We start from the raw sequence: 12,462 nt of genomic DNA, 5'->3' as shown, positions 1-12,462 counted from the left end.
GATCGGCCACACCCTCGCCAAGTGACCTCCTCGCGTGGACCCATCGCAAGGACTGGAGAGGCTGCAAACTCGGGTGCGGGTGACGACATCACCGGATGGTCGTCATTGCGGAGTGCGGGTGTCTCCGCTGAGTGCCGCGTCGGCGGCATGGGTGGGCCCTGGAGCGCGCGACGCATCGCTGGCAACCAGATCAAGTGCAGACAGCAGCGCATCGCCCTCGACCAACCCATACAGCAGCAGTGATCTTCCCGTGAGGCTGTCTTCCAGCCGCACGGTGGGCGTGGCGGTGATGCCGCTGCGCAGGGCCTCGTCGGCCTGCGCGCGAACGATGGCTGCGGGGCGATCGCTGTCCAGGCATGCCTGGATGGCGGTGGTTATGCCTGGCCAGGTCAGGTCTGCCGGCAGCCCCTGGCCATCGCCCCGGGTGTTTTGGTAGAGCCATGCGATGGCACCGAAGAACGCCTCGTGGCCTTGCGCCTCACCTGCGCACTCGGCCATGCGGGCCAGCCGACTCGCCTCGGGATCGTGCATCGCCAGCGGCAGGTGATGCCACCGCAGGCTGGCCTCGGGATGGGCATCGATCCAGGCCATCAGGGTCGGGTAGTAGGCCTTGCAGAACGGACACTCCAGGTCGGCGTACAGCGTCAGCGTGAAGCGCGCATCGGCTGAGCCGTGACGCCAGGGTGGGCCGGCCGGATGCGCCTGCGCGACCTCGGGCCCCGTGTGCGGTGCCGGCGCACCGGGCGTGCGGTACAGGAGCCAGCCCAGCAGGCCGGCTACAAGGATGCCGGCGACCACCCAAGGCAGCCGTGGCATGCGCCCGGCGCGCTTGCGAATGGCCTGGGACCGGCTCGGCAAGGTGGTTTGCTTCGAGGACATGACGCGCTCCGGTCATTTCGGCAGGAACAGCGGTGGCGATGCGATGCCACGCGCCTGGTCGATCTTCTCGGCCACCTTGAAGGCGGCATCCAGTTCGCCGATGCCGTACTGGCGCATGAGCTGGTAGCGTTCGGCCTTTTCTTCCGGTTCGGTCTGCGCAAGGGCCAGATATAGGCTGGGCGGCACGGCGCGGAACAGCACTTCCATCGACTTGGACAGGATGACGCCCTCGCTGAACTTGCCCGTCTCCTTGCGCGCGGACAGCATCAGCGCCTTCTGCGCGGGCGACAGTTCGCGGAACCGGGCGATCTTCTCCACCTCGTCGGGCGGCATCGACAGGCAGATCCACCACTCGATCATGTTGAGCATGGGCTCGGCGGCCTTGGGCAGGTCGTCGATGTTCTGCGTCGCCAGCCAGTACCACGCACCGAGCTTGCGCCACATCTTGGTGATCTTGACCACGTAGGGCGCGAGCAGCGGGTTCTTGGTGATGATGTGGCCTTCGTCGGTGACGTTGATGATCGGCCGGCCCAGGAACTGGTCGCGCTCGGCGATGTTGTTCACCGTGTTGATCAGCGAGATGTAGGCGATGGAGAGCTGCGCGTTGTAGCCCTCGCGCGCGAAGGTGGCCAGATCCACGATGGTAATGTCCGCCTCGGGCCAGGGCGTGCCCGGACGGTCGAACATCTCGCCGTCCGCGCCCTGGCAGAGCATGTCCATCGCATCGGCCATCTCCAGCAGCCGCGCGCGCCGGGCATCCGGCAGGTTGGCGTCGCGGGCGCGTTCGCGCAGCGCGTCGCGCACGTCGCGGGTCAGCACCGTGCGCGCCTGTGCCACGCAGCGCTGGGCGGCATCCAGGATGCACTGGCGAATCAGGCTGCGGTCGGCGCGCGTCATGCGTGCTTCTTCCTTGTCCTCGCCGCCGGTGATCATCAGTCGGGCGGTGATTTCGAGTTCGCCGAGCACGTCCCGCTGGTCATCCCCGTCGTCGGCCGGATGGGTGTCGCCGTCCTCGTCCAGAGCGTCGGCGTCCAGCGTCTGCACCTGGCCCGGTGTATCGACCAGGCGCCAGGCATCGGCGAATGGCGCCAGGCTCACGCCCGCGCCGGGTGCCAGCTTCACGCGATGCACGCTCAGGCCCAGCCGAGCGGCGAAGTCACCGAACAGGCCGAAGCTGTTGCCGGCCTCGACGATGAACAGCCTGGGCCGGTAGATCGCCGTGACCTGGTTGAGGATGTTGTTCAGCGTGGCGCTCTTGCCGGAGCCGGTCGGGCCGAAGAGGAACAGGTGGGCGTTCATCTGCCGGTCGAGCCGGTTCAGTGGATCAAAGGTGATCGTGCCGCCGCCCCGGTTGAAGAAGGTGATGCCCGGATGGCCAGTGCCCTGGCTGCGCCCCCACACCGGCGCCAGATTGGCCGCGTGCTGCGCGAACATCAGTTGCGTGTACCACTGCCGCTTGTCCGCCGCCGGGTCGAACAGGCAGGGCAGCCAGCGCAGGTAGGTGTTGAGCGGGGCCACCTCGTCCTCTTCGCGCACCGGTTGCAAGCCCGCATTGAGCATGACATTGACCAGTTGCAGGCTGCGGGCGTCGAGCTGCGCCATGTCGCGGCCGCGCAGGTAGAACGCCAGCGTGCCCCGGTACAGCTTGTGCGCGCTGCCGATGAGGCCGCGGGCCTGCTGCACGTCCTGGCGTGCCTGTTCGCTGGCGAGCGTCTCGCCAACCGCCTTGCGGGCCAGGTGGTTGAGGTGCGCCTCCAGCACATCCTGCGGCGTGGCGACCAGAGTCAGGCACATCACCGTGTCCTCAGGCATCTGGTCGAACAGCGCGTTCATCGCATCGCCGCCCTTGCGCGTCTCGCCGGTCACGTGTCCGGTCGCGGGCGGCGAGCGCAGGCGGTCCATGACGATGGCCCGGTGCGGCATGCCGTCGAAGAACCACAGGCCGCGGGCGACATCCGAGCGCGGCTGACCGAAGAACAGGCGTTGTGCGAAGTCGCCGCTGGCCAGCTCGATCTCACCTTCTTCCCGTTCCTCCGGGTAGCGGGCGAGCGCGTAGAAGCGTTCCCGGTCTTCGGCCGTGCTGCCCAGCGCGCCGGGATTCGGGTTGAACCAACGCAGCAGCCAGTCGTGAATGTCCGCCGCGCCAAGGCGCCGGGCCTTGACGCCGGCATTCGCCAGGCCGCCGACCAGGCGGTCGCAAATCGTCGCCAGGGCCTGCTCGGGCGATTGCCCCCGCCGGGCCGATGCGGCGTCCGGGGTGCGCCGATAAACCACCATGCGCACGCGCCGGGTCTGGCCGCGCCATGGCAGGCGCGTGACCGTGGTGTCCTCGAACAGGCCGCCCGGCTTGGCGATCGCGCGCAGGTGATGACCGAAGAAGCGCAGGTAGAACTCGCTGAACGCGCTGCCCTGCGCGCGTGGATGCAGGTATGCCCCCAGCGTGCGCAGGTAGTGGTCCCAATCGGCTTCGTCCTGCGCGTAGAGCTGCACCACCCAGGGGTTCTCGTCCAACTCGTCGAAGGAGTCCTGCAGCGCATTCTCCAGGGCATCGCGGGCCTGCCACAGCCAGGCGGTCTCGCGCCCTTCGGTACCGACCGGCTGCAACTCGAAGAACGCCGCCACCGATTGGCCATCTTCGAGCAGCATACACTGCGTGGTCGGCAGGTACTCGACCCAGGGCAGCAGGTCGGCGAAGGACGGCGCCACGTCGTAGAGCGCCGCGTGGTCGGCCTGCGTCGCAGGGCGCCGATGATTCGACCCAAGGGCGGCGCCTGGTGCCTCGATGCCGTGCGCGGCGAGGCGGGCGACATGCCGCGTCCAGGTGTCCGGCTCGATGTCGGCCTGGACTGGCCTGGGGGCCGGACGACGCGGCCACGGCAGTCGCCAGCCCATCAGTAGTCCTCCAGCCGCTCGCCCGGCATCGCGTACTGCACGCGCTGGTAGAGCGGGAAGACGGTGCTGTAGCCGGGCACCGGTACCGGGTCGGTGCCGGCCAGGTGCGGAAAGACATACATCACCAGATCGGGGTTCGGCAGTCGATGGAACTGTCGCTGGACCTCGTTCGCTGCCGTGCGGGTGTAGGCCGCGTTCCGGGCGGGCGCCGCGAGGGTGTCAGCGTCGGTCAGCGGACGGCGCAGGTCCTGGCGTGCGTCGAGCAGCAGGCGGCCGGCCTGGTCGCCCCTATGGCCGCCAGTCTCGTGCTGCCAGATGTCCAGCATGGTGTGCTCGCCCCGGGGCAGCAGCTTTTCCGAGCTGGTGGCACAACCCGCGAGAACGGCGGCGGCGAGCAGGACAAGGGGGCGGTCAATCCAGGTCCGACGCATGTGCTTCTCCCATGAGGTGATTCACCCGGCGCCCCTTGGCGTCGTGGTCGATGGTGATCGGCTGCTCCAGGTGCACGGCCACCCTGGCGCCGGGCTGCACGTAGACCGCAGCGAAGGCCTGGCCGTAGAGCTTGTTGACCCAGTCGGCCATGTCGCGCACGCCACCGGCCAGGATGCGGCCCATGGCCTCGTTGCCCGAAATGCCGACCGTGCCCAGCGAACCGTTGTTGCTGGCGACCACGGCTACGCTGCCGTTGTCGGACTTGATGAGCGAAGCGGCGCCTGCGCCGGCCGCGGTGATCAACGCCTGCGATCCCAGGTACTGCTGGGCATTGCTGCGCCGCTCGCCCGAGACGCACGGGATGCCGTAGGGATCGCTGATCCAGCCCAGGCCGTCCAGCAGACTGGTGCTGTTCTGGCTTTGATTGCGCTTGCCGTCGTCCTCCGGCACCGTGCGGATGGTGCCGTCGGTGAACACGAAGGTGATGGAGCGGACCTGCCCACGCACGCACGAAAGCGTCCAGTCGCCCGAGGCCGTGCCGCTGACCACCGCACCGGCCACGTCGGGAATCTCGATGCCGTTGGCCGCCAGGTTGTCTGCCCCGATCAGCACCTTGAAGGGAAACGGGTCGTTGACGGTGCCGTCGATGGGGATGCGACCGATCAGCGCCGTCATGGCGACCGAGCCCATCAGCGTGGCATTGGTGGGCACCGTATAGACCGCCCGGGTGGTGCCGCCATCGGCCTGCGCCGTCCTGTCGCTGACGGTCTCCGCCGCGGCCGTCAGCTCCGGCGAGGCCAGGCCGAAGCTGGAGGGAAAGGCGGGCAAGCGCAGGCTGCTCGAACCGCCCTTCGGATCGGGCCGGGCGTCATCCGGTTCGATCCAGCGCATGCCGCCCTCCTTGAGCGGCCCGCCGTCATGCCCGTCCAGTCCAAGGCCGATCGGCAGGTCGGCGGCACCGCCCTTGCCGGACAGCCCGTCCAGGCGGCGCTGCAATTCCTGCATCAGCCCTTGCGTCTGCTGCCGGTCGCTGGCGGCCTGGATGCGCTCCTGTTCCAGGCGGCGGCGTTCGCTGTCGAGGGCGTTCTGGATGCGCTGGTCGATCGCACCCTCGCGGGTACGCAGGCGCTCGTTTTCGGCCTTGTGCTGGCGGTTGTCGCTCAGCGCGGTCTGCAACTCGGTGCGGAGCTGCTTGACCTGCGCGACCAGGGTGGCGACGGTATCGCGCGGGGTGTCGCCCGCGATGCCGAGCGCCTTCATTTCCTCGGGAGTGAGCTGCCCCGGGACATCCGGCTGGCCAGGTGCGGCATCGCTGCCCGAGAACAACCTGGCACCGACGAACACCAGCAACAATGCCATCGGAATCAGCAGCCACTTCAACAGGGGATTACTCCTCATCGGACGTCCTCCCCGCAGCGGCGGCCGGCGGCAGGTTCGTGCCGGCATCGATGGGGCCGAGCACTGGCATCAGGGACTCGGCCAGGCCACGGCCGCGCGTGACCAGGTAGACCACCGTGGTGTCGGTCGAAGCGCCCGCCGGCCCCAGGTCGGGATGCTGGAAGGTCGCGGCCACGAAGTCGCCTTGCAGCACCCTTGGATCGAGATCGATCCGGTGAGGCGAGGTGTTGGTCAGGCGCACCGCGGTGACCCACTGGTCTTCGAGTCGCCAGGCCGCCAGCGCCCGCGCCTTGAGCGGCAGCGTTGGCAGCAGTGTGTCCAGCGCGAGCGGGCGCCGCAGCGGCACGCGCCCGATGCCGGCCACGGGCTCGACGGTGCGCAGCGGTGCGTAAAGGTTCTGCGCCGCGTAGCGCGTCAGGACAACGGCTACCGGCGTTTGCCGACGCCTGGCGGGTTGCGCTGCTTGGGTTGGACCGGCGGCAGTGTCACCGCTGGCTTCCTCGGCGGCGTCCTGCAGGACGATGCGTACAGGCTCCAGCGGCGGCTCGCCTTCCCGGGCCTCCGTGGCTGCGATGTCGACCAGCACGATGGCGCCGGATTCCACGTCCTGCAGTTGCAGCCGCGTCGGCGCGATGGCCTCGCTGGCGCGCAGGTAGATGGCGCCACCCGCGCTCTGCACGCGCAGCCGCTCGCCCAGGCTCGGGGGCAGGCCGACACGCACGTTGCGGTCGATGAAGACCACGCGCTCCTGGCCGACGACCAGCGGGACGGCCAGCGGCAGCCGCTGCCAGCGCAGGATCTCGATGGCATGGCTGTCCGGCACCAGGCCGAAGCCGAGGGCCAGGCTCGCCACGATGGTGAAGACGTGGTGTTTCATGGGTTGCCTCCCTGCGAAAGGCCGCCGCCGGGCGTGCCGGACGGAGGCACTGCCGGCGACGGTGCCTCAATCCGCTGCGGCGCGCCGTCATAGCAGTCCAGCGCAAGGCCGAAGGGGTTGTGCTGGGGGTCGACGTCCAGCCGCACCACTTTCAGCGGATAGCGCACCAGGGCGCGCTTGACCTGCTCGGCGCCGTAGTATTCGTCCGCGCTGACGTCCAGCGTGACGATCCAGTCGCGGCTGGAAACCGTCTTCACCCGCATCGTGGGGTTGTCGCCAAAGCCGCGCCCCGGAATCTCGTAGATGCCGCGCACCCGCTGCCGCAGTTCGCCGCTGCTGCGCCGGTGCTCGTAGTCCTGGCGCAGGAAGGCCTGGCAGGCCGGTGTGAAATAGGCCGACAGCGCGTGGAGGTTGCGCGGGTAGTCCTGCTCACCATCCGTCGGCCAGCGCTGGACCTGCTGCCAGACGTAGAAAGCGAATGCATAGACATTCTCGGGCGGCACGTCCCACCAGGCGCGGGTGCTGCCCGATCGCAGATCGGGGGGAACGTGGATCGTCAGTTGCCTCGGCGCACTCCACCAGCCGAAACCGAGCAGCAGCGCCACTATGAACAACGCACCGGCGCTCAGGCGCAGCGTGCGCACATGGGCCTGCAGGTGATGGACTTCGTTCCTGAAACGGCTCATGAGGCGGCTGCTCCGCGTGAGCGCCGGGTGGTCCAGTACCCCGACCGCGTGATGAGACGGTGCCCACCGAGCCAGGACGCTGCCAGCGGATGGCGCAGCGCCAGGCGCCACTGCAGTTGCCGGTACAGCCAGGTGTCCGGGCGGCCGCGCTTCTGCCGGCGCAGGAAGCCGCCACCACCGAACACGCCAGCCGCCACGCCGGCCACGATCAGGGTCGGCACCATGGCGACGCTGTGCGTGGCCCAGGCCAGCGGCACGCCGGCGATGAACCCCGCCACCGCAGACAGGCCGGCGCAGATCCAGAGTTCGTCGGCGGTCAGGCCCCTCACCACCACGGGCTGGCGGTTCAGCCTGTGCGGCAGGAAGGTCACCAACCCGTCACGCGCGATATCGTTCAAGGCAGCCATCGCCGCTCAGAGCACGCCAGTGGCCTTGGTCAGCAGCCAGATACCGACCACCAGCAGGATCGCACCCACGGCCACGGTGAGACCGAACTGGCCCCAGGTGGCGCGACCGGTATGGATTTCCGAGTAGCGCGTATAGGCGTGGTAGCACACGCCGACGAACATCGAGGCGACCACGAGGAGCGCGATCAGCAGCACGATGTCGTAGCCGTAGTTCTGCAGCGTCTGCATGATGCCGCTGCCCTGCCCGCGCGAGGGGTCCTCGATGGTCGGCAGGCCCTGCGCCCGGGCCGCCAGCGGCAGGCCCAGCAGCATCAGTGGCGCGAGGATGGTGGTGGCAACGCGATGGGGAATCGGATGGGTCTTCATGGCGGTCGGGCCTTTCGTGGTGGTCAGGACAGGAGGAAATAGGTCAGCACCAGGTACATCGCGACGAAGCGCACGACGACACCCAGGAACTGGCGCTGGGACAGGCGCTGCTCGGCCCACCCGGTGTAGGCGGTACGCATGGCCCAAACGCCCCACAGGAGCAGGACGGCGAACACGAGGCCGAGCACCACCGTGGCCACGGCGGCGGGGGCGAAGCCGCCATTGGCCTGGAAGGCGCTGACCTGGGCGGCGTTCATTGGGGGGCCTCCTCGTCGGAGGGCGGGTTGGACTGGCGGTAGTCACCGGACAGCTCGACCGGGTCGCGCGGCTGGGCGCGCGGCGGCGTCAGGTAGTCCTGAATGCCCGCCCGGACGCGCTGGAGGTCCTTGCGCAGGCGGGCATGGTCGAAGTGGTAGCGGGTGTGCTCCTGCGGAGCGGTATGGGCGGCGTGCTCGGCGAGGCGGTCGATCAGATCGAGCTGGCGGGTGAGCGCGGCGAGTTGCTCACGCTCCGAGGCTAGGCCGTCGGCGGCCGATGCGGGCGATGCGCCGGCCAGCGCGATGGTCAGCGCCAAGGCCAGGGCCGGCACACGGCGGCAGGGAGTCGTCGGGGTGCCAAGGGGTGTCATCACGCCGTTTCGCAGTCGTCTGGATGGCGGGATGCTGCGGCGTGGGGCCGGGTTGTGCCGCAAAGAATCGGAACGGGCGGAGCACCGGATTTGCCTCGATGGTTGGCGTAGCGTCGTTTCCGGACAAAGGCCGGTAGTTCAAGACCTGGCTGCTAGAGCAAGACGGGCCGGCCACTTATGTGGAAACCCTGCTGGCGCGGTGCGCCTACTTCTCTCCGCTGGCCGAGGTCGTCACCGCGGTTGCGGCTTGACGCGACGTGGCGCTCGCCCCCGTGGTGGGGCTATCCCCTCGAACTGGATGACCTCGCGCCGGCAAACTGCGCATTTAGCTGTTCAGAAATGCACCGGATTGCTCTACACTTGCCAGGATTTCCACTGCCGCCTGTGCCACCCTCACCGGGTGGGGAAGCAATGAAAGACGAGCCCGGACAGATATTGACCCTCGATGAAGTGGCTGCCTATCTCAAGGTGGGCAAGCGCACGGTCTATCGCTTGGCAGCAGCCAAGAAGATTCCGGCCTTTAAGGTGGGCGGGATATGGCGCTTCTCCCGTGCAGACATCGACGGCTGGATCCGGCAGCAGTCGTCGGGCGATCAGCAAGAAGGCGGGGATGATCTGTTGAAAGGGGGGCGCCGGTCATGAAACTGATCCACAACACGGGCGTAGACCGCGTGATCGACCTGATGCGCCCCCACCTAAAGCAAGGCAACCAGCTCGGCTGCGTGACCCCGTCGTTCTCCCTCTTCGCGTTTGCAGAGCTGCGAGATGCGCTCACGGCGCTGGAACGCGTCCAGCTCGTTCTGCCTTCCGGCGACGCTGAGTTGGGGTTCTTAGGTGTCGAAGGCGATCGTGCCGCACGCAACCGCCTACAGGTCCGGTGGCTGGCCAACCAGTGTGCGAAATGGATCGGCGACAAGGTCGACTTGCGGCGAGCTGCGGGCCCGGTGCCGCAAGGGGCAGCAGTCATACGGAATGGTCATGGGCTGCCGGAGCAGGCGGTCCTCGGTTCCTTTGCCTTCAGCACCGATGGACTCGGCGTGACTCCGGGAAACCCTTTGAGCTTGATCCAGGCTTCCGAGTCGGCCGACGAAGCTGCGCAGCTCGCCAAGTGGTTCGATCATCAATGGTCCGCTCTGCGAACTCAATCCACGGACGCCAGTAGCGGGCGCGAAGCTCTGCTCGAAGCACTGCGCACGATTGGCGAGCACCGCGACCCCTTCTCCTTGTACGCACTCATTTTGCATCATCTGTTTCGCGACAGCGGTGATGAAATGGACGAGGAGCGCATCGTCAAGTCCGCCACGGGTATCCGCAATACGGTGGTGTGGAAGAAGCTCTTCAAATTCCAGCGTGATGGTGTGGTCGGTGCCATCGACAAGCTCAACCGCTTCGGCGGCTGCATCATCGCCGACAGCGTGGGCCTCGGCAAAACCTTCGAGGCCCTGGCGATCATCAAGTACCACGAGCTGCGCAACGATCGCGTGCTGGTACTGGCACCCAAGCGCTTGCGTGATAACTGGACGCTCTACAAGGCCAACGACAAGCGCAACGTCCTGGCGGCCGACCGCTTCAACTACGACGTCCTGAACCACACCGATCTCTCGCGCGACGGCGGCACGTCTGGCGACATCGATCTGTCGCACGTGAACTGGGGCAACTACGACCTGGTGGTGATCGATGAGTCCCACAACTTCCGCAATAAGGCCACGCACAAGGGCAAGGAGTCCCGCTATGACCGTCTGATGCGACGGATCATCAAGGAAGGTGTCAAGACGCGCGTCCTAATGCTGTCGGCCACGCCCGTCAATAACCGCCTCGCCGACCTGCGCAACCAGATCGCCTTCGTCACGGAGGGCGACGACAACGCCTTACTGGAACACGGCATCGCCAGTATCGAGGCGACCACCCGCAAGGCGCAGACCCAGTTCAACCGCTGGTTGAACCTCGACGAGTCCGAGAAGACACCCGCGAGGCTGGTCGAGATGCTGGGCTTCGACTACTTCACCTTACTGGATCACCTCACCATCGCCCGCTCGCGCAAGCACATCGAGAAGTACTACGGCACCAGCGAGACAGGCCGCTTCCCGGATCGTCTGCCACCGATCAACATCAAGGCCGATGTGGACCGTGCCGGCGAGTTCCGCAGCATCCGGGATATCAACTTCGAAATCCGGCGGCTCAATCTGGCTAGCTATGCGCCATTGCGCTACGTTCTGCCCCACAAACAAGCCGCCTACGACGCAAAGTACAGCACCCAGATTCGTGGGGGTGAAAGCTTCTTCCGCCAAGTGGACCGCGAAGAGAGCCTGATCCACCTGCTGCGAGTCAACGTGCTCAAGCGCATGGAAAGCGCAGTGTCCTCGTTCACCCTGACCGTCGAGCGCCAGCTTCGCGACGTGGAGACCACGCTCGCACGCATTGAGGCTTCTGCTTCCGACATCGAGGAAATCGACATCGCCGACGTCGACATCGATGACCCCGCCTTCGAGACCTTGCTGGTCGGGCGCAAGGTCAAGGTGCTGCTCAGCGACGTTGACCTCATCCGTTGGAAACAAGACCTGATCGAAGACCGTAACCGTCTGGCCACCCTGCTGGCCGCAGCCAAGCAGGTCGATGCCGCTCGGGACGCCAAGCTGGCCGCCTTACGCAACATGATCGAGGACAAATGCCGCAACCCGATCAATGCCGGCAACCGCAAGTTCATCGTCTTCACCGCCTTCGCCGACACCGCCGAATACCTCTACGCGCAACTGGCGCCGTGGGCGAAGGCCACGCTCGGCATCGAGTCGGCGCTCGTTACCGGTGCGGGCCGAAATCAGAGCACACTGCCACGTCTGCGCAAGGACCTGGCGTCCATCCTTACGGCGTTCTCGCCGCGCTCCAAGGAGCGGCCAGCGGATTTGGCCGACGAGGGCGAGCTGGACCTGCTCTTCGCCACCGACTGCATTTCCGAAGGCCAGAACCTGCAGGACTGCGACTGGCTGATCAACTACGACATCCACTGGAACCCGGTGCGCATCATCCAGCGCTTCGGCCGGATCGACCGCATCGGCTCGCCCAACGAACGCATCCAGCTGGTCAACTTCTGGCCCAACATGGAGCTGGAGGAATACATCAATCTGGAACAGCGTGTCAGCGGCCGCATGGTGCTGCTCGACGTCTCCGCCACCGGTGAGGAAAACCTCATCGAGCAGCAGTCCGGCAACCCGATGAACGACCTGGAGTACCGGCGCAAGCAGCTGCTCAAGTTGCAGGACACGGTAATCGATCTGGAAGACCTGTCCACCGGCGTATCAATTACCGACCTGACGCTCACCGACTTCCGCATCGATCTGGCCCAGCACCTCAAGGCGCATCCCGGCAAGCTGGATAATCAGCCATTGGGGGCCTACGCGGTCACCACCAGTATCGACGCCGACATTCCGCCTGGTGTGATCTTTTGCCTGCGCGCCGAGGGCCCGGCGGCACACAAAGCCAAGGAATCGGACTACCCCTTGGCACCCCATTACCTCGTCCACGTCGGCGACGACGGCGCCGTATTGCTGCCCTACACCCAGGCCAAACGCATTCTCGACCGGCTCAAGCGCCTGGCGCTGGGTCGCGACCTGCCCGACGCTGGCGCCTGCGTTCGCTTCGACAAGGCCACCAAGCACGGCGAAGACATGCGCCATGCACAAAAGCTGCTCGCAGCAGGCGTAGCGTCGGTGGTTGGCAAGAACGAGGAACGCGCAGTGGCCAGTCTGTTTTCGCCGGGCGGCACGCATGCCATCAAAGGCGAGTTCGCCGGAAGCAATGACTTTGAAGTGTTGGCATTCATGGTAGTGCTGTCCCAAGAGTGAACAGGAAACTTACCGAGAGAATGCGTTGAAGAATCTAGGGGACATTTATGGCTAGCGG

12 protein-coding genes are annotated in these 12,462 nt (G+C 66.7%); 2 read left to right on the top strand and 10 right to left on the bottom strand.

The window, feature by feature from the left end:
- Positions 1–102: 102 nt before the first annotated feature.
- From PM1_RS24060 to PM1_RS24015, 10 genes are read right to left on the bottom strand one after another with little or no spacing between them, the layout of a single operon-like run.
- Positions 103–879 (bottom strand): DsbA family protein, encoded by a 777-nt coding sequence (locus PM1_RS24060; RefSeq protein ID WP_009618143.1) that lies wholly within the window; start codon positions 877–879, stop codon positions 103–105.
- A 12-nt stretch (positions 880–891) separates the two neighbouring features.
- Positions 892–3,771 carry a conjugative transfer ATPase gene (locus PM1_RS24055; protein ID WP_009618146.1) on the bottom strand — a complete coding sequence of 960 codons (2,880 nt, stop codon included), beginning with the start codon at positions 3,769–3,771 and terminating at the stop codon, positions 892–894.
- Complete coding sequence (locus PM1_RS24050) at positions 3,771–4,202, bottom strand: TIGR03751 family conjugal transfer lipoprotein (protein WP_009618148.1); 432 nt, start codon at positions 4,200–4,202, stop codon at positions 3,771–3,773. Before PM1_RS24050 ends, PM1_RS24055 begins: the two co-directional genes overlap by 1 nt.
- A complete protein-coding gene (locus PM1_RS24045) occupies positions 4,183–5,601 on the bottom strand; it encodes a TIGR03752 family integrating conjugative element protein (protein ID WP_009618150.1) in 1,419 nt (472 codons plus the stop codon). The genes PM1_RS24050 and PM1_RS24045 overlap by 20 nt, the downstream gene beginning before the upstream one ends.
- Positions 5,591–6,478, bottom strand: a complete 888-nt coding sequence (locus tag PM1_RS24040; RefSeq protein ID WP_009618151.1) for a TIGR03749 family integrating conjugative element protein — start codon at positions 6,476–6,478, stop codon at positions 5,591–5,593. The genes PM1_RS24045 and PM1_RS24040 overlap by 11 nt, the downstream gene beginning before the upstream one ends.
- The gene (locus PM1_RS24035; protein WP_009618153.1) at positions 6,475–7,164 is read right to left on the bottom strand and encodes a PFL_4703 family integrating conjugative element protein; all 690 of its coding nucleotides are present in this window, start codon (positions 7,162–7,164) and stop codon (positions 6,475–6,477) included. Before PM1_RS24035 ends, PM1_RS24040 begins: the two co-directional genes overlap by 4 nt.
- Complete coding sequence (locus tag PM1_RS24030) at positions 7,161–7,571, bottom strand: TIGR03750 family conjugal transfer protein (RefSeq protein ID WP_009463352.1); 411 nt, start codon at positions 7,569–7,571, stop codon at positions 7,161–7,163. The genes PM1_RS24035 and PM1_RS24030 overlap by 4 nt, the downstream gene beginning before the upstream one ends.
- A gap of 6 nt (positions 7,572–7,577) precedes the next feature.
- Entirely contained in the window at positions 7,578–7,937 is a 360-nt protein-coding gene (locus PM1_RS24025) for a TIGR03745 family integrating conjugative element membrane protein (protein WP_009618155.1), read from the bottom strand.
- Positions 7,938–7,960: 23 nt separating this feature from the next.
- Entirely contained in the window at positions 7,961–8,194 is a 234-nt protein-coding gene (locus tag PM1_RS24020) for a TIGR03758 family integrating conjugative element protein (RefSeq protein ID WP_009463356.1), read from the bottom strand.
- Positions 8,191–8,565 (bottom strand): integrative conjugative element protein, RAQPRD family, encoded by a 375-nt coding sequence (locus PM1_RS24015; protein WP_009618157.1) that lies wholly within the window; start codon positions 8,563–8,565, stop codon positions 8,191–8,193. Before PM1_RS24015 ends, PM1_RS24020 begins: the two co-directional genes overlap by 4 nt.
- 411 nt (positions 8,566–8,976) lie before the next feature.
- Between PM1_RS24015 and mads1 the strand changes: the two genes are divergently transcribed.
- Together mads1 and PM1_RS24005 are read left to right on the top strand one after the other, a co-directional pair.
- A complete protein-coding gene (gene mads1 / locus PM1_RS24010; RefSeq protein ID WP_009618159.1) occupies positions 8,977–9,207 on the top strand; it encodes a methylation-associated defense system helix-turn-helix domain-containing protein MAD1 in 231 nt (76 codons plus the stop codon).
- On the top strand, positions 9,204–12,404 hold the full coding sequence (locus PM1_RS24005) for a helicase-related protein (protein ID WP_009618160.1): 3,201 nt from the start codon (positions 9,204–9,206) through the stop codon (positions 12,402–12,404). Before mads1 ends, PM1_RS24005 begins: the two co-directional genes overlap by 4 nt.
- The last annotated feature ends 58 nt before the right edge of the window (positions 12,405–12,462 follow it).

The sequence above is a fragment of the Pseudomonas sp. M1 genome, assembly GCF_022760135.1.
GTDB lineage: Bacteria > Pseudomonadota > Gammaproteobacteria > Pseudomonadales > Pseudomonadaceae > Pseudomonas > Pseudomonas citronellolis.
This window is presented reverse-complemented; position numbering and strand designations above follow the sequence as displayed.

Excerpts from the sequence above, each read along its gene's own strand:
- PM1_RS24035 (WP_009618153.1), bottom strand. The coding sequence starts at position 7,164 with ATGAGCCGTTTCAGGAACGAAGTCCATCACCTGCAGGCCCATGTGCGC.
- PM1_RS24015 (WP_009618157.1), bottom strand. The coding sequence starts at position 8,565 with ATGACACCCCTTGGCACCCCGACGACTCCCTGCCGCCGTGTGCCGGCC.
- PM1_RS24045 (WP_009618150.1), bottom strand. The coding sequence starts at position 5,601 with ATGAGGAGTAATCCCCTGTTGAAGTGGCTGCTGATTCCGATGGCATTG.
- PM1_RS24050 (WP_009618148.1), bottom strand. The coding sequence starts at position 4,202 with ATGCGTCGGACCTGGATTGACCGCCCCCTTGTCCTGCTCGCCGCCGCC.
- PM1_RS24005 (WP_009618160.1), top strand. The coding sequence starts at position 9,204 with ATGAAACTGATCCACAACACGGGCGTAGACCGCGTGATCGACCTGATG.
- PM1_RS24030 (WP_009463352.1), bottom strand. The coding sequence starts at position 7,571 with ATGGCTGCCTTGAACGATATCGCGCGTGACGGGTTGGTGACCTTCCTG.
- PM1_RS24020 (WP_009463356.1), bottom strand. The coding sequence starts at position 8,194 with ATGAACGCCGCCCAGGTCAGCGCCTTCCAGGCCAATGGCGGCTTCGCC.
- PM1_RS24025 (WP_009618155.1), bottom strand. The coding sequence starts at position 7,937 with ATGAAGACCCATCCGATTCCCCATCGCGTTGCCACCACCATCCTCGCG.
- PM1_RS24055 (WP_009618146.1), bottom strand. The coding sequence starts at position 3,771 with ATGGGCTGGCGACTGCCGTGGCCGCGTCGTCCGGCCCCCAGGCCAGTC.
- mads1 (WP_009618159.1), top strand. The coding sequence starts at position 8,977 with ATGAAAGACGAGCCCGGACAGATATTGACCCTCGATGAAGTGGCTGCC.
- PM1_RS24040 (WP_009618151.1), bottom strand. The coding sequence starts at position 6,478 with ATGAAACACCACGTCTTCACCATCGTGGCGAGCCTGGCCCTCGGCTTC.
- PM1_RS24060 (WP_009618143.1), bottom strand. The coding sequence starts at position 879 with ATGTCCTCGAAGCAAACCACCTTGCCGAGCCGGTCCCAGGCCATTCGC.